The organism is Photobacterium sp. GSS17 (assembly GCF_028621875.1).
GTDB classification, from domain to species: Bacteria; Pseudomonadota; Gammaproteobacteria; order Enterobacterales; family Vibrionaceae; genus Photobacterium; species Photobacterium ganghwense.
The window spans coordinates 3,244,689-3,267,346 of the sequence record NZ_CP117517.1; the positions used below are offsets into that span (position 1 = coordinate 3,244,689).

A 22,658-nucleotide genomic window follows, 5' to 3' on the forward strand; every position below is an offset into this window, starting at 1 on the left:
TTAACCACTTATTTAAAAATCTGACTTGATGTTGTCGGCAAACATTTCCAGCCGCCACTGCCGACCGCCGCGTTTTACGATAACCGCATCATCGTAAATAGCCGCGACCTGATAACCATTAACACTGCCACCCTGGCTGACCATTTTGCCGCTCAGAACCACAGTGCAATCCTGGCTGGCTTTGTCACAGAAGATGCCTTCTAGGCTCGGTAACCGGCTCTGCGATACAGACGGTTTGGCCGCCGGTGCCTGCCACCCTAGCGGAGCGGTCGGGTCCTGAGTGGCGTTGGCCGCACCGGCCAGAACCATCAGACCCAGAGCAATAAATAGAGATTTAGCCACCAATAAAGTCCTTACTCTCGCCCAGGGTATAAACATCCAACTGAATGTCCGCCCATGGATAGGTATCGACCTGATAATTCAGGCTGCGCCAGTAATATTTCACCGGCAACGCCTCCAGCTGCTGCAGATACGCCACCACATCGAAGTAACGTCCACGCAGGGTCAGGCTCACCGGATGAATGTAGTACCCCTGATCGTTACCGCTGATCAGTTGAACCGGCGGCTGCGAGGTCAGCGCCACCAGCTTAAGCTGCTTGGTGCGCTGCAGAACCTGCTCCATCAGCGCCGACATCTGCACCGGGCTGACCAGGCTCGCCACACGCTCGCCCAGCTCATCGTCCAGTGCCCGGTTTTCACGGGTCAGGCGCGCAATTTTCTCATCAATTTCTTGGTCCGGATCGGTCCGGAGCTTGCGCTCAATCACCTGAATCTGGTCCATGCTGGCGGTCAGTACATTACTGATTGATGCTCGCTGCCGCTGCAGTGATTCCTGTTTCATCAGGACCGGCTCAACCACCAGCAAATAACCGGCAAAGATCAAGGCCACCCAGCCGGAAATCGCGATCAGCCATTTCTCACGTTCGGTCAGCACCGCAAATTTATCGCACAACGCGTACCAGCGATTCATGATTGATTCCCCTGCTTCACGGATGGTGCCACGGAGCCGGGCTGGCTCCGCTCTGCCAGCAGTTTGAACGTCACAATGTTGTCTTCGGTGCGGCCCAACGACATCAGCTCGAAGCGACGGTCAGACAGCGCCGGATAGGTTTTGAAAGCCTGCAGCCAGCTCGGCACGGAGTCCGGTGAACGAGCCAGACCCTCCAGATCCAGGCGACGGCCAGCAACACTGATCCGCTGCAGGGAAATATCCCCGCTGGCGGCATCCGACAGTTGCTGGAGCATACCGGCGTAGCCTACCTTCAGGCTGTCATCATGCTGGGCAATCGCTGCCAGCGTCGCTTGCTTGGCTGCCAGGTGCTGCTCCAGTCCGTCTGCGGATTCCACTTTCAGGACGCTCGGCAGATGCCGTGCCAACGCGGCTTTCGCCCGATCCAGTTGCTGGCGCTTTTCATCCAGCTGACGTTGTTCCGCCTGCAGGGCCAGTTGCTGCTGGTGATTCTGCCAGCTGCACCAACCGCTGAAAGCCCCCAGCAGAATGGCAATTGCCAACCAGCTGGCCGCAATATTCGGCAGGGTCAGCAATTCGGTTTTGGGTTTGAGGGTCTCGTTGTAAAGGTTGATCGCCCCGGTTCCGTAAGCGGCACCGGCCTGAGCGACCCGCAGTGCGTTACTGAGCAGAGCGGGTTGCGCCGGTGTCAGTGCCACTACCGGCACACTCAAACGTTCACCCAGCGCCTGCGCCAATCGACTATCGTCATCATCATCACAGGACACCAGCATCTGAGTCACGGGGGTTTCACGCAGCTGCGCACTCAGAAAATCCAGCGAGCGCTGTAACTCCAACGCCAGGCCGTCCAGTTGCAAGCCGGAGGACAAATCATCCGCCTGCCCGACCAGTAAAGGGGCAGCGAAACCACGCAGCTGGCGCTGAAAACACAACACCTGCTCTTTGAACGCCGTTAACTGTAAATTCCCCTGGCTGCGACGATGCAGAATCACCTGGCTCTGCGTCGCCGCCGTCAACTGACCCCAGACCACGTCTTCCGCGGATACCACAGTCAGGTCACAACCGGCATCGCGGCAGGCCGCCGCCAGTTTTTCGAGTAAACGCCGATTAGCGACAAACACCTGCAAACGCTGCTTCAGCGGTGCCAGAAATCCATCCGCCACCAGCTCCTGCGGAGATTCATTGACCAATTCTTTGACCAGGAAAGGCAACGCGGTCGGGTATTCCTCCTGCGGCAACTCCGGCTTTTCGATCATCATGCTCTGGTAGTAGCCGTGTTCGAGTACCAGACGCAGGGCCGCTCCCTTAAGTTGGTTGCGACTGATCAGCGCCTTGATGGCATCGCCCCACTGATGGCTGTCAGCGACAGGGTGCTCATCGGTATGCCATTGATTTTCGAATTGGTAAGCGAGGGCTAGCGTGTCAGAAAACAGCGCAATGCAGGCTGTCTGGCGCTTGCTTTTCTTTTTAAAAAATTGGGTAACTAACATATTCAATGTCTATGGCCGTAATAAACGGCCCCAAAAAAAAAACGGCAAATTTTGCGACTTGCATAAATTTGCCTTACCTGCGTCAATTATTTGACCATTATAAATAAATTATATTGATTTAATAGTGTTTTTTAATTAATAGAAACACTTTTATTAAGTCTTTTGTCTATTTTTGTTTACGGGGACTTTCCGGCTTTTCCAGTGACAACTCTGCGGCAAAATAACGTCCCTGGCCGCCCTTGACGCCCAACTGCTTTAATACCTGCCATTCATTCTGATTTTCTACCCCGACCGCAACCACCTGCACCGCCGAGTCGGCACAAACACCGAGCATACTGCGGACAAACAGCTGGTTCTCCTGCCGCAAGTCAATCTCCCGCACCAGCCCACGGTGCAACTTGATGATATCGACCTTGATATCCTTGATGTAATGGGTACTGACAATCGTGCGTCCGGCCTGATCGACCACCAGCTTACAGCCAAGGCCGACCAGAATTCGGGCCACCGGACGAATTGCATCCAGATGCTTAACCAGGCCACTTTCCGGGATCTCAAACGACAGCCGGTTCAGCACCGTCCGCGGCGTCTGCAGCAGCTCGTCCCGCAGCCATTTGACGAAAGCCTTGTCGAGCAGCGCCTCCACACTCACATTGACCGACAGTGCATCTTCTACCGGTTCATTGCGCAACATATTTAACGTCTTGCTGATCACCTGCTGATCCATGCGGGCATTGAATCCCACCTGCTCCACCGCGCTGAGGAAACGCGAGGCCTTGATCAGCATGCCGTTTTCATCCCGGATCCGGGACAACAGCTCACGGTGCAGCGTCGTGCCATCAGCCATGATCACCGGTTGCTGGTACAGCAGTGGACCGCCGCTGCTGAAAATACTGTCAAGCAGAGTCCGCCAGCGCACACTGCCGCGGGCGTCTTCCACCTGCTGATCCTTTTTAAAGGCAAACCAGCCATTCGTGCCCTGCAGCTGGGCACTGCGCAGCGCCATGTCGGCTTCGTCCATGATACGGCCTCGCCGCTCCCCGCTGACCCAGGAAGTCACACCAATGTGGCACCAATTTTCCTTGTCCAGTGGTGTGGGCGGGCTGAGCCGGTCGAGGGCGTTCATCATGGTATTGGCGAACTGTTTAACCTCTTTCACCGACTGTTGTCCCAGCAAAATCGCAAATTCGGCATCGAAATAGCGCGCCAGTACGGTATCGGGATAGCGCTGCACCAAGTTCGACAAGATGCCGCCGACGTCCTGAATCAGTTCATCCGCTTCTTCTTTGCCTTTCTCCGCCAACAGCTCTTCCCAGTCTGCAATCCGCACCAAAATCACGGCCCCGTGGGTTTCCTGATCCTGCAGCATGGACTGCAAACGGCTGTCGAACATCACCCGGTTGGCCGCGCCCGTCAGCTGATCCAGGAAAGTATGGGTACGGATAAAAGTATCAAACCGGCTACGCTCCTGCCGGGCATCTTTCAGCTCGGCTATCATCTTATCCAGGGCCAAACTGGCCGTGGCCGGCCACTCCCGCTCATCGCCAATTTCGTTCTCTTCGACCCGTCCGGCCAGAATCATCCGGCCTCGGTGCTCCAGTAATTCAGAGCCGAGCAGCTGGCGACGCAGCCAGTCCATGCCCCATATCAGCCCGGCGATAATAATTGCGATGGCCAGACTGATGGACGACATCGCCCCGATAGAATAGGTAAATTCGGTGTATGGCGGGATAGACTTCATGTCCACGAAGTAGCCTGGGTTGTGCTGCAGCTCATACCGGCTCCGATACAGAATGGAGGGATCGTTTAAGGTCTGCAGCCCTTTAAAACTGTAGATCACCCCGGCTTCGCTGCTGACTTCCAGTTCCATTACATTGCTGGCTTTGAGCAATTTAGGCAGCCAGCGCGACAGGGACTGCGCTCCCTGAGGATCGGCCATTTCCTGATCAATCACTTCCACCACCCCATCAAGGTAGTGGGTGAGGTAGTCCTGGCCCAGTTTACGGAAACTGACGGCGCCGCCGATAAAAATGACGAACATCGCACAGATCACAATGACGGTAACAAAAGCAACCAACCGGTTGGTCAGTCTCATTCCTGACGCTTTTCTCATAGGCAGATAAATATCAGTAAGTTGTAGAAGGGGTTGCTCGACATTGGTTCCGGTCAGCATCAAGCAGGATCTGGCGTGCAAAGTACCATTATCATGGTCAATTTGTCAGTGCCACGGTCGACAAATTAACAATTTATTAATACTTTATCCGGTTGATTGACGCGAAATGCATGCGGCGTTCACTTCCGGCACCGGAAGCCGCGTTCAGGTTGTGCTTACGCATGCTATAGTTGCCGCACAGACTATAGTTGCCCGCACAGAATAGGCAAATCGTTCCCCATTCCGTTCCCGCAACCACCCGGCCGCTCGCCGTCAGATAGCAATGTCAACATAGCTACGTCAAAATAGGTACGTCAAAACATGGATTGGATCACCTGCACCAACAGCTTTGTCATGGTCGTTAACCAGGGTTCTCTGGCACAGGCCGCGAACAAGCTCAACACCTCCAGCTCTGCACTGTCGAAACGCCTGTCCTGGCTGGAAAAACAGCTGGGCGTGCAACTGCTCAAGCGCACCACCCGCAGCCTGACCATGACCGACGCCGGAAAGCTGTTTTATCAACGCAGCGCCCGCCTGCTGGATGACTGGCACCAGTTGCTGGCAGAAACCACCTCAACCTATGGTGAAGTCAGCGGGGTGCTACGCATCGGGGCGCCGCTGGCAACCGGTAGCCGCCTGCTGGTGCACTACCTGGCTGAGTTCATTGAGGCCTACCCGAAAATTCAGGTGGAGCTGCATACCGTGACCCCGGGCCAGCTGCCGGACCTCAATCTGGATGTTTTTATCAGTAAGGCACTGACGGACTTTAATTCTTCCAGCTATATCGCAACCCGACTGTTTGATTTCCAGCCCGGCTTTTATGCCGCCCCGAGCTATCTGGAAGGTCGTCCGGCCATCGAGGTTCCTGAACAACTGGCAGAGCATAACTGCCTGCTGTTCGGCACGCACGGCCATGAACAGGAGCATGTGTTCGAGAACAACCTGCGTCTGCGGCTGACGGGCAATTTCACCACCCAGAATCCGGAAGCCCTGGTTGCCGCAGCAGTCGCCGGGATGGGGATCATTCTGATTGGTGAAAATACGGTTCGCCGTGAACTGAGTAAGGGCCTGCTGGTGCCGGTACTGCCGCAGCTGAAGCAGCCGGTCAGCTCCGCGTATGCCTATTACCCCAAACTCGACTATAACCATGTCAAAACAAAGCTGTTCATTGACTTCATCAAGGCCAAAGCCAATCCGGCTAATTAGCCCAGTACCAGTTCGCATGATGCAGTAATGCCAGTCATCCAGTAACAGATAACCGGTTATGAATAAATGGATACATGGGTAAATCAATAGATTGACTGAAGCCATGCCGTCCGAGTCTGAGCCGGTCGTGATCACTGACACTCAGACGTCGGTAAAACAGGCTCAGAGACCAGGAATAATCGGCCTGTTCGCCCACCAGCCCCTACAATTTGTGATAGAGCCCTGCTCACCAACAGGGCGACCCGTTATTCGACACAATAACCACAAAAACCAATTGATAATAATTATCAGTTGCGTTTAAATGATAAGGAATCACAAACAGGCTCCGGAGGCGGCAATGACATCTTTTCAGCAGACACTCAGTCGGCACATACAGCAGCATTCATGGCGACTGGCCAACAAACGCCTGATCCTTCCGGTGATTCTGATCGCATTACTTACCGCTTCGCCCACCACCCGAGCAATCACTGTCGGAGTCATGGCTGATGCATTCTGGCAGGTAGCAGCGTATGTAGCTGCTACATTGACGCTGTACCACGCCATTGCCGCTAGGTTGAACAAAGACAATAACCAACTGAGTCTGATGCTGGCCCAGAGCGCCCGCTTTCAGGTGCTGTTTGCCTCAGCGATGGGGGCCTTACCCGGCTGTGGTGGCGCCATTGTGGTGATCACCCAGTTTGTCAGGGGCAAACTCAGTTTTGGGGCGGTCGTGGCGGTGCTGACTGCGACCATGGGCGATGCCGCCTTCCTGTTACTGGCGGCAGAGCCGTCTACTGCGCTGGCTGTCATCGCCGTCGGTTTTGTGGTGGGTCTGATTTCCGGCATGATTGTCGATCGCCTGCACGGCACCGCATTTATGCGTCCGGTTCGTGATACACAGTCAACGGCTGATGGCCACTCACGCCACATTGCCCCAATCAGCGAACCGGTCAGCCGCCTGCAAGGCCGGTTCTGGCAGTGGTTGCTACTGCCAGCCAGCGCCATTGCTATCCTGGGATCGCTGCAGATCGACCCGGATCAGCTGTTCAGCCTGCCAGCCAACACCACCAATATCGCGGGAGCCGCAGCCGCACTTTGCGCCATGCTGCTGTGGGCCACCAGCCGCGATATCACCGACTATGAGTCCGCCGTTTCTGAGGATCCCAAAGCGCGAACCGCCAACCTTTTTCAGCGCGTGGCACAGGACACCAACTTTGTCACCAGCTGGGTCATCGGCGCTTTCCTGCTGTTTGAGCTCACTATCTACTGGACCGGTATCAATCTGTCAGAGATCTTCGCTAACTGGGCCCTGCTGTTGCCACTGATGGGCGTAGCCATCGGCCTGCTGCCCGGCTGTGGCCCACAGATTCTGGTCACCAGTCTGTATCTGTCCGGTTCCATTCCGCTCTCAGCACAGCTTGGGAACGCCATCAGCAATGACGGGGATGCTTTATTCCCTGCCATTGCACTGGCCCCCAAAGCCGCTTTGGTGGCAACTCTCTACTCATCGGTTCCTGCTCTGGTGGTAGCGTATGGCTACTTCATTTTCTTTGAGTGAGTCGTCAACCGAAAATCGGTGAGCCAGAAGCCAAAATCAGCCTCTAGCACCTAGCACCTAGCACCTAGCACCTCAGAATTTCTCTTGTCCAGATAACAAAAAACCCCGTCGTAACGGGGTTTTGTATGGCTCGCACATTCTAAATCAGAATGGGATATCGTCATCGAAATCCATTGGCGGCTCATTGTACTGAGGCTGAGACGCAGGCTGCTGTTGTGGGGCAGACTGTTGCTGAGGCGCGTAGCTCTGCTGCTGTGGTGCGGCAGCTGGCTGCTGCGGCTGTCCCCAACCACCTTGCTGCTGCTGACCACCCATAGGGGCGCCCATACCCTGGCCACCCTGACGGCCACCCAGCATTTGCATAATGCCGTTGTAACCCTGCACGACGATTTCAGTCGAGAAGCGATCCTGGCCGCTCTGGTCTTGCCATTTACGCGTTTGCAGCTGACCTTCAATGTAAACTTGCGAACCTTTGCGCAGGTATTCACCCGCCACTTCCGCCAGCTTACCGAACAGCACTACACGGTGCCATTCTGTTTTTTCACGCTGCTCGCCGGTGTTTTTGTCACGCCAAGTCTCAGAGGTGGCAACGGTAATATTTGCAACTGCACCACCACTCGGCATGTAACGGATTTCCGGATCATTACCCAAGTTACCAACCAGGATAACCTTGTTTACGCCACGACTGGCCATAGTTCACTCCGATCTCATTATCGGGCCTGCTTTTACCACAAGCACCGTTATTGAAAGTTTATACTTAATCGCGCAGTCTATCATGCTTCCCCCCATTGCGAACAGGGCTGAAGCTGGGTATTGCGCCGCAAATTCTAGCTGCTAAGCATACCAGACGAACGGTGGATTTGCATACACTTCACTGTATCTTTATACAGCCTTCTCTTTTAAGCCCCCGGCGGCTATGCAATAATGCCGGACAACTACGTCAGTCACTAAGCGCATCATTATGGACAAAATTGAAGTCAGGGGTGCCCGGACCCATAACCTGAAGAACATTTCCCTTACTCTGCCACGGGATCAGCTGATTGTTATTACCGGCCTGTCGGGTTCGGGGAAATCCTCTCTGGCCTTTGATACCCTGTATGCCGAAGGACAGCGCCGCTATGTCGAATCCCTTTCGGCTTACGCCCGCCAGTTCCTGTCACTGATGGAAAAACCGGATGTCGACCACATTGAGGGGTTGTCGCCGGCGATTTCGATTGAACAAAAATCGACCTCCCATAACCCGCGTTCTACTGTTGGCACCATCACGGAAGTGTACGATTATCTGCGCCTTCTTTATGCTCGCGTCGGTGAGCCGCGCTGTCCGACCCACAACGTCGAACTGGCCGCGCAAACCATCAGCCAGATGGTCGATAAAGTGCTGGAACTGCCGGAAGGCAGCAAGATGATGCTGCTGGCCCCGATAGTCAAAGAGCGCAAGGGGGAGCACGTTAAAACCCTCGCCAACCTGGCTGCTCAGGGCTACATCCGGGCACGGATCGACGGCGAGGTATGCGATCTGTCCGATCCTCCGACCCTGGAGTTACACAAAAAACACACCATTGAAGTGGTGGTGGATCGCTTCAAGGTGCGCGACGATCTGCAGCAGCGACTGGCAGAATCCTTTGAGACCGCACTGGAGCTGTCCGGCGGCACCGTCGTGGTCAGCCCGATGACCGACGGTGAACATGAGGAAATCGTATTCTCTGCCAATTTTGCCTGCCCGCACTGTGGTTACAGCATGCAGGAGCTGGAGCCCCGCCTGTTCTCCTTCAACAACCCGGCCGGTGCCTGCGGCACCTGTGACGGCTTGGGCGTACAGCAGTTTTTTGATCCGGGCCGGGTCGTCCAGAATGATGAGCTGAGCCTTGCCGGCGGTGCGATTCGCGGCTGGGACAAGCGCAATTTTTATTATTTCCAGATGCTGAAATCGCTGGCGGATCATTACGGGTTTGATGTGGAAGCAGCGTTTGGTGAGCTGCCGAAAAAAGTGCAGGACGTCATTCTGAACGGCTCCGGGCGCACCGAGATCGAATTCAAATACATCAATGATCGCGGAGATATCACGGTTCGCCGCCACCCGTTTGAGGGTATCCTCAACAACATGGAGCGCCGCTACCGCGAGACCGAATCCAACTCCGTCCGAGAAGAACTGGCTAAATTTGTCTCCACCAAACCGTGTAGCAGCTGTGGCGGCTCACGCCTGCGTCTGGAAGCCCGCAATGTGTTCATCGCCAACACCACACTGCCTCAGATCAGTGAGATGAGCATCAACGGCGCGCTGACATTTTTCGACGAGCTGAGCCTGACCGGCCAGAAAGCGAAAATTGCCGAAAAAGTCCTGAAAGAAATCAAAGATCGCCTGCACTTTTTGGTCAACGTCGGACTGAACTACCTCAACCTGTCCCGCAGTGCCGACACCCTGTCGGGCGGGGAAGCTCAGCGAATCCGCCTGGCCAGCCAGATTGGTGCCGGTCTGGTCGGTGTCATGTATGTCCTTGATGAACCGTCTATCGGTCTCCACCAGCGCGACAACGAGCGACTCCTCAAAACCCTGACTCATCTCAGAGATCTCGGCAATACCGTGATCGTGGTCGAGCATGACGAAGATGCCATCCGTACTGCCGATCACATCATAGATATTGGCCCGGGGGCCGGGGTGCACGGCGGCAACATCATTGCCGAAGGGAAACTGGATGACATTCTCAGCAACGCCGACTCGCTGACCGGCCAGTACCTGAGTGGCAAAAAGATGATCGCCGTGCCCAAACAGCGGGTGGAGATGGATCCGGCCCGCACCGTAAAACTGCTGGGGGCCAGCGGCAACAACCTCAAGCAGGTCGACGCAGAGATTCCGGTCGGTCTGCTGACATGCGTGACTGGGGTCTCCGGCTCCGGCAAGTCAACCCTGATCAATGACACCTTCTTTAAGATCGCTCACCACCAGCTCAACGGCGCAGCTGGTGGCGATGCGGCTCCTTACCGCGAGATCCGCGATCTGGAGCACTTCGACAAAGTGATCGACATTGATCAGAGCCCGATCGGCCGGACCCCACGCTCCAACCCGGCGACCTACACCGGGATCTTCACTCCGATCCGCGAGCTGTTTTCCGGTACGCAGGAATCCCGCTCCCGCGGCTACAAGCCAGGTCGATTCAGCTTTAACGTGAAAGGTGGACGCTGTGAAGCCTGCCAGGGCGACGGGGTGATCAAAGTGGAAATGCACTTCCTGCCGGATGTGTATGTGCCGTGTGATGTCTGTAAGGGCAAGCGCTATAACCGCGAAACCCTGGAAATTCGCTATAAAGGCAAAACCATCGATGAAGTGCTGGAGCTCACCGTCGAGGATGCCCGCGAATTTTTTGATGCAGTTCCAGCGATTGCGCGAAAATTACAGACGCTGATCGATGTCGGGTTATCGTATATCCGTCTCGGTCAGGCCGCGACCACCTTATCCGGCGGGGAAGCCCAACGGGTCAAACTGGCACGTGAGCTGTCCAAACGCGATACAGGTAAAACACTGTATATTCTGGATGAGCCGACTACCGGCCTGCATTTCCATGATATTCAGCAGCTGTTGACCGTGCTGCACCGCCTGCGAGATCACGGCAACACCATCGTGGTGATTGAGCACAACCTTGATGTTATTAAAACGGCAGACTGGATCATCGATTTGGGACCAGAAGGCGGCAGTGGCGGCGGTGAAATTATTGCAACCGGGACACCGGAGCAGGTGGCACTGGTTGAAGGCTCGCATACCGCCCGCTTCCTGAAGCCGCTGTTACCGGCACTCACTGCGGCGAGCTGAAGCTGGCCGCTTCCAACATTCAGATAGGACAACCGGGCCCATGATGCCCGGTTTTATTTCTTTCACCCTGTGACAGACGGAACAGCCATGACTGTTTTACATGTAAAAGGCACGCGACTTGCCGAGCAGGGGATCAGCAAACCCATGGTCAAACCGTTTCTGGCCTCACTGGGCTTCCTGTTCCTGCTGGCCATGCATTATTTTCAGCACAACCCGGGCGGTGCTGGCCTGAACTTGCCATTCAATGCGATGAGCTGGATCCCGTTCAGCTTTGCTATCGCCTTCGGCCTGCTGGAAATCTGTCGCCAGCGGGTATGGCGCTATTCCCGCCTAACCCTGGTGCTGTTCGTCTGCTGTTTGCTGCTGACTATTCCGGTGCTGTTTCCGCAGGCCAATAGCGCTACTGCCCTGCCTCGTCTGATTGGCTTATGGGCCGGCTTTTTGTTTTTTGTCGGCCTGCAGCAGTTTGCGTTTTCCCATAAACAGCGGCAGCGTCTGCTGTGGCTGATTTTGCTGGGCGTTTGGCTCGAAGCGGGCTTTGGCTGGGTACAGTTTTTGTGGCTGGAGCCGGGCAACCCGATCGGCTACAACACGCTAGAAAACCGCCCGTACGGTATTTTTCAGCAACCCAATGTGATGGCCAGTTTTCTGGCAACCGGCTTGGTGCTCTCGGCTTATCTGCTGGCAAGGCTGCCTATGTATCGGGGGAAATGGTCCTGGCTGCAGCTGATCTTGCTACTGACGCCGGTGGTTACCCTACCTATCCTGGTGGTACTCAGTTCCCGCACCGGCTGGCTGGGAGCCACCGTGGGTGTGGTGCTGATGATTCCTTACCTGCGCCGGTTTGCCGCCAAAGCCCAGTGGCGAATGTGGCTGCTGATGGTGGTAATGGGACTGAGTGTTTCCTGGCAGGTAAACCAGCACACCGGCTGGGCCCCCAAGGAAGAACGCCTCAGCCTGATCAGCCCGCGTGCCATGCACATTCCTCAGGCCGTGAATATGTTCCTGGCCAAACCGCTGTCAGGCTATGGCTATGGCCGGTTCGAAACCAGTTATGTGACCCAAACAGCGCAGTGGCACCATCAGGACCCGAGCAAGCCCTATGGTATGCCTTCGCTGGATCACCCGCATAATGAACTGGCTTACTGGGCTGCAGAAGGGGGCATCCTGCCGTTACTGGGACTGTTGCTGGCCGCCGCCGCCGTCTTTCTGAAAATCCGCAAAGCCCGGGCTGGCACCCAATTAGCACTGGTTGGCCTGTTCTTGCCGATTACCCTACATACCCAGCTGGAGTATCCGTTTTACCACTCCCTACCGCACTGGGTGATGTTCATTATCCTGATCTACTGGGTGGACAATCTGACCGCCAAATACTACCGCCGTCAGGTGGAGTATGTGCTGTCCATTCGGGGACTGGTTCTGATCCTGCCGGTGCTCACCACTGGTTTCATGACCACTACCCTGTACTCGGGCCATCAATTAACCCAGTTTGAGACCCGCCAACCGGCCAATATTGACTACCTGCTGAAGGTCAACAATCCATGGGCCTGGCAGGATCGATTTGAGTGGGATCTGCACGTCACCCAGCTGCAGGTTGGGATTGCCACCGCCAACCCGGCACTGATTCAGACGTATATTGCATGGGCTCGCCAAAAAGCCCTGATCTGGCCACGCCCCACGCTGTACCAAAACCTGATTGCTGCGTACCAGCATCTCGGTGAAACCGCGCTGGCCGAGCAGGTACAACAGGAAGCCCGCTACCTGTTCCCAGGGCAGATTTTTGCGCCAGCCGCTAAAGCAGAACCTGTCACATCGGGTGCGGTCGTCCTGACGGCTCCTCCCGCAGTCACTGACTAGGTGCCCCCGGAGCAAGCATCCGCTCCATAGGACACAGCCATAAAAAACGGCTACCGGAAGGTAGCCGTTTTGGTCTCGACCTGCCTGTTCCGGGCAGCGCCTGCCCGAACAGTAGCAAAACGAAAGAGCCTGACTGAACAGGCCGACACTTATTTCAGGGTCGACTCCAGCGCTTTCAGGCACAGCGCAACGTTCTCGCTGCGTGCAGCATAGCCCATCAGGCCAATCCGCCAGGCTTTACCTGCCAGCGCGCCCAGTCCGGCACCAATTTCCAGATTATAACGTTCCAGCAGGGTTTTACGCACCTGCGCATCATCTACCCCGGCAGGAATATGCACCGCATTCAATTGTGGTAAGCGGTATGCCTCATCAACCACAAACTCGATACCCAGTTGTTCCAATCCTTCACGCAATTCCAGATGGACGTCACGGTGACGCTGCCAGGCATTTTCCAGCCCTTCATTTTTCAGCAGCACCAACGCTTCATGCAGGGCATACAGGCTGTTTACCGGCGCTGTATGGTGGTAACTGCGTTTACCTTCGCCGCTCCAGTAGCCCAGAACCAGACTTTGATCGAGAAACCAGCTTTGTACTTTGCTTTGACGGCTCTGAATTTTCTCCACCGCACGCGGAGAGAACGTCAGAGGCGACAGACCAGGCACACAGGACAGGCATTTCTGGCTGCCGGAGTACACCGCATCCAGTTGCCATTCATCCACCAGCAGCGGTACGCCACCCAGCGAGGTCACCGCATCCACGATAGTCAGACAATCGTGCCGACGTGCCAGCTTAGCGATTGCCTCGGCATCAGTCAGCGCACCGGTCGACGTTTCAGCGTGGACAAACGCGACAATCTTCGCATCCGGGTGTGCCTCAAGGGCTTCAGCCACTGACTGCGGATCAACCGGTTCACCCCAGGCGTTGTCCACCATCACCGCAACACCGCCGCAGCGTTCCACGTTTTCACGCATCCGGTCACCAAACACACCGTTGCGGCAGACAATCACTTTGTCGCCCGGCTCAACCAGGTTCACAAAGCAAGCCTCCATCCCGGCACTGCCAGGCGCAGAGACCGCAATCGTGAACGGGTTAGTTGTCTGGAAAGCATATTGCAGCAGCTGTTTCAGCTCATCCATCATCCCGATGAACAGCGGATCCAGGTGACCGATGGTCGGACGACTCAGGGCCTGTAACACCTGCGGATAAATATCTGATGGACCCGGTCCCATGAGTGTACGCTGTGGCGGATAAAAACTACCAATTGTCATTATTATTTCTCCCTGATGGTAAGGCCTGTTGGTGTAAGGTACGTACTGACTATATCAGGTCTGATCGCAAGTTGCGTCTCTTGTGACAGCGCTGTTTTTGCCCCCTGCGATTCCTCCGTCCGGGAAAGACAAAAAATTTGCAATTATTTTGCATATTCTGCCCCGCCATGATTGACAAAAGACTCTCAAATCCGCTTCAATAGAGCACGTTTTTTGTTCATCCTGAGATGCACCTTATCTCAGGGGCAGACAGAAGAGGAGCGTTACCCAGGTATCTAGGATTGCGGGGCCCCACCCCAAGGCAGTCTGGAGAGGGGGAGTAGCGCCGAGATATGTTGTGACAGGGGGCATGGCATATCGGCTTGGAAGGTTGAATCCTTCTGGCTGTCACCTTTCCAGACGATATAGGTAGTGGAAAGGTGGGGAGCTTCTGGTTGTTGTACCTGACTACATCCTACCTTATTGCTCTCCTGACATTTGCGTCGGGATCTTGATCCCGGGTCATTCCCCCTAAATTTAAGAACGTTTTTACACTTCTGATTGGGAGACCTTGTTTTGAGCTTTGTAAATACTAACTTTACTGTTCCTCCACCAATTACTGTAGCGAAATTTGGCGGCACCAGTGTAGCCGATCATGCCGCCATGAGTCGAAGCGCAACGATTATCAAGGACAACCCAGCTGCTAAAGTGGTATTAATCAGTGCGTGTTCCGGCGTAACCAATCTGCTGGTTGAATTAGCAAATGGAATTGCCGACAACGAGCAGCGCTCACAACGGCTACAACAACTTCGAACGATTCACCAATCGATCATTGATCAGTTGACTCACCCGGAAGCGGTAGCAGCTGAGATCGACCAACTTCTGACAGACGTTGAAGCCCTGGCCAAGCAAACTGCCAGCGCCCCTTCCGTGCAACTGACCGATCAGCTGGTCGCCCACGGCGAATTACTGTCGACTTTTCTTTTTACCCAAATTCTTAACGAAATGGGGGCTAAAGCTACCCGTTTTGATATTCGCCCGGTAATGCGTACCGATAGCCAGTTCGGCAAAGCCGTACCGGATGTGGATGCAATTCGCCAGTTGGCCAGTGAGCAACTGCAACCGCTGCTCCAGTCTGATCAAATTATTGTCTCTCAGGGCTTTATCGGTTCTGATGAAACCGGCCAGACAACGACGCTGGGCCGTGGCGGCAGCGATTACAGTGCAGCACTGGTTGCCGAAGCTATCAGTGCAGAAATTCTGGAGATCTGGACCGACGTTCCGGGGATGTACAGCACCGATCCGCGTATTACAGCCAACGCCATGCCAATCCAGGAAATCAGCTTCAGTGAAGCCTCTGAAATGGCTAACTTCGGGGCAAAAATTCTGCACCCGTCGACGTTGCTGCCAGCCATCCGCCAGCAAATTCCGGTGTTCATCGGTTCTTCAAAAGCACCGGAACAAGGTGGAACCTGGATTCGCCAGCACGTGGCCCAGCCACCAAAATTCCGGGCACTGGCCCTGCGCTGCAACCAGACCCTGGTCACCCTGACCAGCCTGAATATGTTCCATGCCTACGGCTTCCTGTCAGAAGTCTTCCGCATCCTTGGTGAACATAAGGTGTCTGTTGATCTGATCACAACGTCTGAAGTCAGCGTTTCACTGACCCTGGATCAGACCAACACCGGCGGCGGTGCACCAAGCCTGCCAGCCGCAGCAACAGAGGCTCTCAGCAAGCTGTGCCGTGTGGAAGTGGAACAGGATCTGTGCCTGGTTGCACTTATCGGCAACAAACTGGGCGAAGCCCCGGGAGCAGCCACTCAGGTCTTTGGCAAGCTGGACAACTACAGTCCGCGCATGATCTGCTTTGGCGCCAGCCCGCACAACCTGTGTTTCCTGGTCAAAACCAGCGAATCGCGCGAAGTGGTTAAAACCCTCCACGCCGCCCTGTTTGAGGCCGCGAAGTAACCCAAGTTCGGGACACAAAAAAGGCGCTCATGATGAGCGCCTTTTTCATATCAGCGTATGATTGTTGCCGTGTTGGTGTTCCCGATGGGTGTCACCTGTAAAAAAACAGGCCCCGCAGCTGTGGCATCCGGGGCCTTTGAGTCATTACGCCTTTGCTGCATTACAATGACAGGTTCGGCCCCAGCCATTTTTCCGCTTCAACCAGATCCCAGCCTTTGCGCTCGGCATAGCTATCACGCTGATCTTCCTGAATTTGTGCCACAGCAAAATAGCGTGAGTCCGGATGTGAGAAGTACCAGCCTGAGACCGACGCTCCCGGCCACATAGCATAGCTGGTGGTGAGTGACATCCCAATGGCTTCTTCGACATTGAGCATCTCCCACAAGGTGCCTTTCTCGGTATGTTCCGGACACGCCGGGTAGCCGGGCGCCGGACGGATCCCCTGATATTTCTCACGAATGAGTTCGTCATTCGACAGGGCTTCGTCCGGCGAGTATCCCCAAATCTCTTTACGCACCTGCTCATGCAGATACTCGGCAAACGCTTCAGCCAAACGGTCAGCCACCGCCTGTACCATGATGGCATTGTAATCATCACCCTGGGCTTTAAATTTATCGGCCAACTCTCGCTCCCCGATGCCGCCGGTAACCGCAAACGCGCCAATCCAGTCCGGCTTCCCGCTGTCCTTCGGTGCAATGTAATCCGACAGACAGTAGTTATAGCCTTTCGGTTTCTCCGTCTGCTGGCGCAGGTTATACAGCACATGCGCTACCTGGCTGCGGGACTCATCGGTATAGACCTCAATGTCGTCCCCTATACTGTTCGCCGGGAACAAGGCACACATACCCCGGGCCTTCATCAGACCTTCCCGCTCGATGCGATCCAGCCACTCGTTCGCATCCTGGAACAAACGGCGGGCTTCATCTCCTACTTCCTCATGATCCAGAATGGCCGGGTACTTGCCCATCAGCGACCAGGTCATGAAAAACGGGGTCCAGTCGATATAGTTGCGCAGGATGCTGACATCGAAATCATCAAACACATGAGTACCGGGCTTCGCCGGTACTGGCGGCGTATAGGTTGCCCAGTCAATCGCGACCTTATTGGCTCTGGCCCTCTCCAGCGAGACCGGTTTGGTTCGAGGCTGTTTACGGCTGTGCTGATCCCGGACCCGCTCATAGTCGACATCCAGTTTCTCCACAAACGCCGGACGCAGTTCGTCCGACAGCAACGAGGTACAAACCCCCACCGCCCGCGACGCATTGTTAACATACACCACCGGATGGCGGTAATTCTGCTCAATTTTCACTGCGGTATGCGCCTTTGAGGTTGTCGCACCGCCAATCAACAGCGGCAGTTCAAAGCCCTGGCGCTCCATTTCCTTGGCAACATGCACCATCTCATCCAGCGACGGAGTAATGAGTCCGGACAGACCGACGATATCGACGTTTTCTTCCCGCGCGACCTTAAGGATCTGCTCACACGACACCATGACCCCGAGGTCGATAATGTCGTAGTTATTACATTGCAGAACGACCCCGACAATGTTTTTGCCAATATCGTGGACATCCCCTTTGACCGTCGCCAGCAGAATCTTGCCGTTTGAGCGGCCACTCTGTTTCTCAGCATCAATGAACGGTTCCAGGTAGGCCACGGCCTGTTTCATCACCCGGGCAGACTTCACCACCTGGGGCAGAAACATCTTGCCCTCACCAAACAGGTCACCGACCACATTCATGCCGTCCATCAACGGCCCTTCGATCACTTCCAGCGGCTTGCTGGCGTTCACTCGAGCTTCTTCAGTATCCTCGACAATGAACTCCGTGATCCCTTTGACCAGAGCATGCTCCAGCCGTTTAGCGACTGGCCAGCTGCGCCATTCCAGCGCTGCGCCGTCATCCTGCTTGCCAACCCCGTTATCACGGTACTCATCTGCAATGTCGAGCAGGCGCTCGGTCGCATCATCACGGCGGTTGAGCACCACGTCTTCCACCGCTTCACGCAATTTATCCGGAACGTTATCGTAAATTTCCAGCTGACCGGCATTAACGATCCCCATGTCCATCCCGCGTTTGAAGCAGTGATAGAGGAACACGGCATGGATTGCCTCACGCACATAGTTATTGCCGCGGAACGAGAAAGAAACATTCGACACCCCGCCGGAAATCATCGCATGAGGCAGATCCCGCTTGATGTCGCCGACCGCTTCAATAAAGTCAACCGCGTAGTTATTGTGCTCATCGATACCGGTTGCCACCGCAAAAATATTCGGGTCAAAAATGATGTCCTCCGGCGGAAAGCCTACTTCGTCCACCAAAATCCGGTAAGCATTGGTACAAATTTCCAGCTTACGCGCCCGGGTGTCCGCCTGACCGACTTCATCAAAAGCCATCACGATCACCGCGGCGCCATAACGACGGATCAGCTTAGCTTGCTCAATAAACTTTTCTTTGCCTTCTTTAAGCGAGATCGAGTTGACGATCCCCTTACCCTGAATACATTTCAGACCGGCTTCGATGACCTCCCATTTGGAGGAGTCGACCATGATCGGCACCTTGGAAATTTCCGGCTCTGACGCACACAGATTAAGGAAGCGCACCATGCATGCTTCCGCATCCAGCATGCCCTCATCCATGTTGATATCGATGATCTGGGCACCGTTTTCCACCTGCTGACGGGCCACATCGAGCGCTTCGTCATACTGCTCTTCTTTAATCAGGCGCTTAAAACGGGCCGAGCCGGTCACATTGGTACGTTCGCCCACGTTCACAAACAGGGTATCTTTTTCGATGATTAACGGTTCAAGACCGGACAAACGGCAGGCAACCGGTAGGTCAGGCAACTGGCGCGGAGCCAGGTCAGCCACCACCTCAGCCATCTGACGGATGTGCTCAGGGGTCGTACCACAACAGCCGCCGACCAGATTCAGGAACCCACTTTGTGCCCACTCCCGGATGTGCGCGGCCATCTCTTCCGGCGAGAGGTCGTATTCACCAAATGCATTCGGCAGACCCGCATTCGGGTGCGCAGAGACGGCACATTCCGCAATGCGGGATAACTCTTCCACATACTGGCGTAATTCATCAGGTCCGAGGGCACAGTTAAGGCCGAAGGAAATCGGTTTGACGTGGCGTAAGGAATGATAGAAAGCTTCAGTCGTCTGGCCGGACAGCGTACGACCGGATGCATCGGTAATGGTACCGGAAATCATCACCGGTAGGGATAAGCCCAGCTCTTCGAAAACAGTGTCCACCGCAAAGGCACAGGCCTTGGCATTAAGGGTATCGAAAATGGTCTCGATCAAGATGAGATCGGATCCCCCCTCAATCAATGCCCGGGTCGATTCAGCATACGCTGCAACCAGCTGATCAAACGTCACATTGCGGTAGCCGGGATCGTTCACGTCCGGCGAAATGGAACAGGTCCGGTTTGTCGGGCCAAGGACCCCGGCCACAAATCTTGGTTTATGCGGTGTTTTTGCCGTCCACTCATCAGCCACCTGCCGCGCAAGGCGGGCAGCTTCAAGGTTAATCTCGGCACTGAGCGCTTCCATCCCGTAGTCTGCCATCGCGATGGTTGTGGCGTTAAAGGTGTTGGTTTCGAGAATATCCGCCCCGGCTTCGAGGTAGGCACTATGGATATCACGAATCAGCTGAGGCTGGGTCAGTACCAACAGATCGTTATTCCCTTTCAGATCCGAGGGCCAATCGGCAAAACGCTCACCCCGGTAGTCTGCTTCCTCCAGTTTATACCCCTGGATCATGGTGCCCATCCCGCCATCGATGATCAGGATTTGCTGCGCCAAACGCTCTTGTATGAATTCCTTACCCTTCAACACCGCACTACTTCCTTATGTAATATTTCACAGCTGAATAACATCCTACCACAGCACAGATGGAAATCTAGACGTCCAAATGCCTTTTCGAAGATTAAATTATGTCGGACAGGTAGGAAAATAGTGATAGATATCAAGGCAGGTTCGCTTTATATTTTGACACAATTTTGCGCTTTACTTTAAATCACCATCGAGGTCACGGGATGTCAGTCTACAGCACCCTCTGCTTCCTGGCGGCGGCAGCCATGCTCATCGCCTTTATCAACAGTAAGATAGGAAAAATGCAGACCACAATCGCCATTACCGCCGGCGCATTGATCCTCTCTTTAGGTATCATCATCGCTGGTCATAATGGCTGGTTCCACCTTGAAGAAATCGCCGCCGAGCAACTGGGAGAAGTCAACTTCGAGAACTTCCTGCTTAAAGGGATTTTAGGCTTCCTTCTCTTTGCTGGTGGCCTCGGGATTAAACTCCCTCACCTCGAAGATCAGAAATGGGAAATCACAATACTCGCCCTGTTCGCTACCCTGTTCTCGACCTTCTTCATCGGCTTTGCCCTCTGGGGGATCTGCCAAGCCATCGGAATCCAACTTCAACTGATTTACTGCCTGCTGTTCGGCGCACTGATCTCTCCTACCGACCCCATCGCTGTACTGGCAATTGTCAAAAAGCTGGATGCTCCCAAACGAATTTCCACCCAGATTGAAGGCGAATCGCTGTTTAACGACGGCTTTGGTCTGGTGATTTTCGTTACTTTGTTCACCATTGCTTTCGGCCATGAAGCCCCAACAGTGCTGGGCGTCAGCCAGTTGTTCCTGCAGGAAGCTATTGGTGGTATTGCCTACGGGTTTGCGCTGGGTCTGTTGTTCCATTATCTGATCAGCTCAACCAACGACCACTCTATGGAGCTACTGCTAACACTCGGTATCCCAACTGCCGGTTACGCTTTTGCCGAAGTCATCCATGTCTCCGGCCCGCTGGCGATGGTGGTTTCCGGGATTATGATTGGTAACTGGACCCGCTATATTGGTTTCTCAAAAGAGAGTGAGGACCACCTCGACCACTTCTGGGAGCTGGTCGATGAGTTCCTCAATGGCGTTCTGTTCCTATTAATCGGTATGAGTATGCTGCAGTTCCGATTCCATGAAGAAGACTGGGTGCTAATGGTTATCGCCGTGCCTCTGGTACTGCTCAGCCGTTATCTCAGCATCAAGTTTTCCTACTTCGGCTTCCAGCGCTACCGAGACTACAACCCGCTATCGATCAAGATCCTGACCTGGGGCGGATTACGCGGCGGCCTGGCATTGGCCATGGCCATGGCCATTCCGGCTGGTGTGATGGTTATTCCGGATAAAAACATCGACGTCCGGGAAATCATTCTGGTGATGACCTATGCGGTGGTGGTGTTCTCTATCCTGATTCAGGGCTCAACCATTACCCCACTGATTCAAAAAGCCAAAGCGTGGGAAGCACAGAATCAAAAATAGCTAAAGCACCTTACTAACAACAAAAAAAGACCTGCATCGGCAGGTCTTTTTTTTACTCGTCGCGCGTAAAATTAGCCACAGAGAAATGATCCAAATCATACGGTGTCTGCTGGTAAACACAGTAATTAAGCCAGTTAGAAAACAATAAATGTCCATGACTGCGCCAACTGGCTACCGGCGGCTTCTCCGGATTATTGTCCGGATAATAGTTCACCGGAATATTGGGCTCCATACCTTCTCCGACATCCCGGATATATTCATTGTGCAATGTATTGACGTCATATTCCGGGTGACCAGTGACAAACAGATTACGCTTATCCTTGGTCGCGGCCAGATAGACACCCGCCTGCTCAGAAGTTGCCAGGATATCAAGATCCGTGTGCTCAGCCAGATAATCCGGGGAAAAATCCGCATAACGGGAATGAGGGGCGAGAAACGTATCATCAAAGCCCCGTAGCACAGGGTGATGACAATCATGAATCTGGTGAAAATACACGCCTGACAGCTTTTCTTTGCGGGTTCGTTTCGGCAAATCATACAACAACTTCAAGCCCGCCTGCGCAGCCCAGCACACATACATGGTCGAGGTCACATGCTCCCGTGCCCAATTCATGATTGCTTGTATCTCTTCCCAGTACAGTACATCTTCAAACTGCACTAACCCGAGCGGCGCACCAGTGACAATCAGCCCATCATAATTCCGGTGCTTCACCGTATCAAACTGGCGGTAGAAGGTATCCAAATGCTCGGTAGGCGTATTCTTCGTGGGACGGTTATCAATCCGCAATAACTCCACATCAACCTGCAGCGGAGAGTTAGAAAGCAACCGCATAAATTGGGTTTCAGTTTCAATCTTCTTCGGCATCAGGTTGAGCAGCAAAACTCTCAACGGGCGGATTTCCTGGCTAGCTGCACGCGCTTCCGACATCACAAAGATATTTTCACTGCGCAAGATATCCGTGGCTGGCAGCTTATCAGGAATTTTTATCGGCATCTTAGTTTGCTCCTTAAACGTAAAATCCAGCGAACAATCCCATTAAAAGATGTGTAGACGTCCAGATATCTAACTAAAACTATAGAATATTAGTCGACCGCGCAAGCAAAAGA

Annotated in this window: 14 protein-coding genes and 1 riboswitch; of the genes, 6 read left to right on the forward strand and 8 right to left on the reverse strand. The window is 54.4% G+C overall.

The window, feature by feature from the left end; all coding sequences use genetic code 11:
• Positions 1-12: 12 nt before the first annotated feature.
• The 4 genes from PGW97_RS14760 to csrD form a co-directional block, all read right to left on the reverse strand.
• Positions 13-342, reverse strand: a complete 330-nt coding sequence (locus tag PGW97_RS14760; protein WP_047887019.1) for a hypothetical protein — start codon at positions 340-342, stop codon at positions 13-15.
• Positions 335-970, reverse strand: coding sequence for an MSHA biogenesis protein MshJ (locus PGW97_RS14765; protein WP_273857578.1), 636 nt, complete (start codon positions 968-970; stop codon positions 335-337). Before PGW97_RS14765 ends, PGW97_RS14760 begins: the two co-directional genes overlap by 8 nt.
• Positions 967-2,460: a PilN domain-containing protein gene (locus PGW97_RS14770; RefSeq protein ID WP_273857579.1), complete on the reverse strand. Its 1,494-nt coding sequence runs from the start codon at positions 2,458-2,460 to the stop codon at positions 967-969. Before PGW97_RS14770 ends, PGW97_RS14765 begins: the two co-directional genes overlap by 4 nt.
• Before the next feature lie 166 nt (positions 2,461-2,626).
• Positions 2,627-4,570 carry an RNase E specificity factor CsrD gene (gene csrD, locus PGW97_RS14775; protein WP_217391848.1) on the reverse strand — a complete coding sequence of 648 codons (1,944 nt, stop codon included), beginning with the start codon at positions 4,568-4,570 and terminating at the stop codon, positions 2,627-2,629.
• Between the two features lie 360 nt (positions 4,571-4,930).
• On the opposite strand from csrD, the gene PGW97_RS14780 reads away from it, so the two are divergent.
• Together PGW97_RS14780 and PGW97_RS14785 are read left to right on the forward strand one after the other, a co-directional pair.
• Complete coding sequence (locus PGW97_RS14780) at positions 4,931-5,815, forward strand: LysR family transcriptional regulator (RefSeq protein ID WP_047887022.1); 885 nt, start codon at positions 4,931-4,933, stop codon at positions 5,813-5,815.
• A 337-nt stretch (positions 5,816-6,152) separates the two neighbouring features.
• Entirely contained in the window at positions 6,153-7,352 is a 1,200-nt protein-coding gene (locus PGW97_RS14785; RefSeq protein WP_273857580.1) for a putative manganese transporter, read from the forward strand.
• A 144-nt stretch (positions 7,353-7,496) separates the two neighbouring features.
• Here the strand turns inward: PGW97_RS14785 and PGW97_RS14790 are convergent, their stop codons facing one another.
• The gene (locus tag PGW97_RS14790) at positions 7,497-8,045 is read right to left on the reverse strand and encodes a single-stranded DNA-binding protein (RefSeq protein WP_207103448.1); all 549 of its coding nucleotides are present in this window, start codon (positions 8,043-8,045) and stop codon (positions 7,497-7,499) included.
• A gap of 268 nt (positions 8,046-8,313) precedes the next feature.
• Between PGW97_RS14790 and uvrA the strand changes: the two genes are divergently transcribed.
• A complete protein-coding gene (gene uvrA, locus PGW97_RS14795; protein WP_273857581.1) occupies positions 8,314-11,157 on the forward strand; it encodes an excinuclease ABC subunit UvrA in 2,844 nt (947 codons plus the stop codon).
• Between the two features lie 87 nt (positions 11,158-11,244).
• Positions 11,245-13,014 carry a PglL family O-oligosaccharyltransferase gene (locus PGW97_RS14800; protein WP_273857582.1) on the forward strand — a complete coding sequence of 590 codons (1,770 nt, stop codon included), beginning with the start codon at positions 11,245-11,247 and terminating at the stop codon, positions 13,012-13,014.
• Between the two features lie 149 nt (positions 13,015-13,163).
• Here the strand turns inward: PGW97_RS14800 and PGW97_RS14805 are convergent, their stop codons facing one another.
• A complete protein-coding gene (locus PGW97_RS14805; RefSeq protein ID WP_273857583.1) occupies positions 13,164-14,282 on the reverse strand; it encodes a pyridoxal-phosphate-dependent aminotransferase family protein in 1,119 nt (372 codons plus the stop codon).
• A 245-nt stretch (positions 14,283-14,527) separates the two neighbouring features.
• Positions 14,528-14,720, forward strand: a riboswitch (Lysine riboswitch).
• Between the two features lie 204 nt (positions 14,721-14,924).
• Here PGW97_RS14805 and lysC point away from each other — a divergent pair.
• Positions 14,925-16,229, forward strand: coding sequence for a lysine-sensitive aspartokinase 3 (gene lysC, locus PGW97_RS14810; protein WP_242551874.1), 1,305 nt, complete (start codon positions 14,925-14,927; stop codon positions 16,227-16,229).
• Between the two features lie 160 nt (positions 16,230-16,389).
• On the opposite strand, the gene metH is transcribed toward lysC, so the two are convergent.
• Positions 16,390-20,067 carry a methionine synthase gene (gene metH / locus PGW97_RS14815; RefSeq protein ID WP_273857584.1) on the reverse strand — a complete coding sequence of 1,226 codons (3,678 nt, stop codon included), beginning with the start codon at positions 20,065-20,067 and terminating at the stop codon, positions 16,390-16,392.
• Between the two features lie 200 nt (positions 20,068-20,267).
• On the opposite strand from metH, the gene PGW97_RS14820 reads away from it, so the two are divergent.
• Positions 20,268-21,551 (forward strand): cation:proton antiporter, encoded by a 1,284-nt coding sequence (locus tag PGW97_RS14820; protein WP_047887878.1) that lies wholly within the window; start codon positions 20,268-20,270, stop codon positions 21,549-21,551.
• A 52-nt stretch (positions 21,552-21,603) separates the two neighbouring features.
• Here the strand turns inward: PGW97_RS14820 and metA are convergent, their stop codons facing one another.
• On the reverse strand, positions 21,604-22,545 hold the full coding sequence (gene metA, locus PGW97_RS14825; RefSeq protein WP_217392319.1) for a homoserine O-acetyltransferase MetA: 942 nt from the start codon (positions 22,543-22,545) through the stop codon (positions 21,604-21,606).
• Positions 22,546-22,658: the final 113 nt, after the last annotated feature.

Excerpts from the sequence above, each read along its gene's own strand:
- PGW97_RS14765 (WP_273857578.1), bottom strand. The coding sequence starts at position 970 with ATGAATCGCTGGTACGCGTTGTGCGATAAATTTGCGGTGCTGACCGAA.
- PGW97_RS14770 (WP_273857579.1), bottom strand. The coding sequence starts at position 2,460 with ATGTTAGTTACCCAATTTTTTAAAAAGAAAAGCAAGCGCCAGACAGCC.
- csrD (WP_217391848.1), bottom strand. The coding sequence starts at position 4,570 with ATGAGAAAAGCGTCAGGAATGAGACTGACCAACCGGTTGGTTGCTTTT.
- PGW97_RS14780 (WP_047887022.1), top strand. The coding sequence starts at position 4,931 with ATGGATTGGATCACCTGCACCAACAGCTTTGTCATGGTCGTTAACCAG.
- PGW97_RS14785 (WP_273857580.1), top strand. The coding sequence starts at position 6,153 with ATGACATCTTTTCAGCAGACACTCAGTCGGCACATACAGCAGCATTCA.
- PGW97_RS14790 (WP_207103448.1), bottom strand. The coding sequence starts at position 8,045 with ATGGCCAGTCGTGGCGTAAACAAGGTTATCCTGGTTGGTAACTTGGGT.
- uvrA (WP_273857581.1), top strand. The coding sequence starts at position 8,314 with ATGGACAAAATTGAAGTCAGGGGTGCCCGGACCCATAACCTGAAGAAC.
- PGW97_RS14800 (WP_273857582.1), top strand. The coding sequence starts at position 11,245 with ATGACTGTTTTACATGTAAAAGGCACGCGACTTGCCGAGCAGGGGATC.
- PGW97_RS14805 (WP_273857583.1), bottom strand. The coding sequence starts at position 14,282 with ATGACAATTGGTAGTTTTTATCCGCCACAGCGTACACTCATGGGACCG.
- lysC (WP_242551874.1), top strand. The coding sequence starts at position 14,925 with ATGAGTCGAAGCGCAACGATTATCAAGGACAACCCAGCTGCTAAAGTG.
- PGW97_RS14820 (WP_047887878.1), top strand. The coding sequence starts at position 20,268 with ATGTCAGTCTACAGCACCCTCTGCTTCCTGGCGGCGGCAGCCATGCTC.
- metA (WP_217392319.1), bottom strand. The coding sequence starts at position 22,545 with ATGCCGATAAAAATTCCTGATAAGCTGCCAGCCACGGATATCTTGCGC.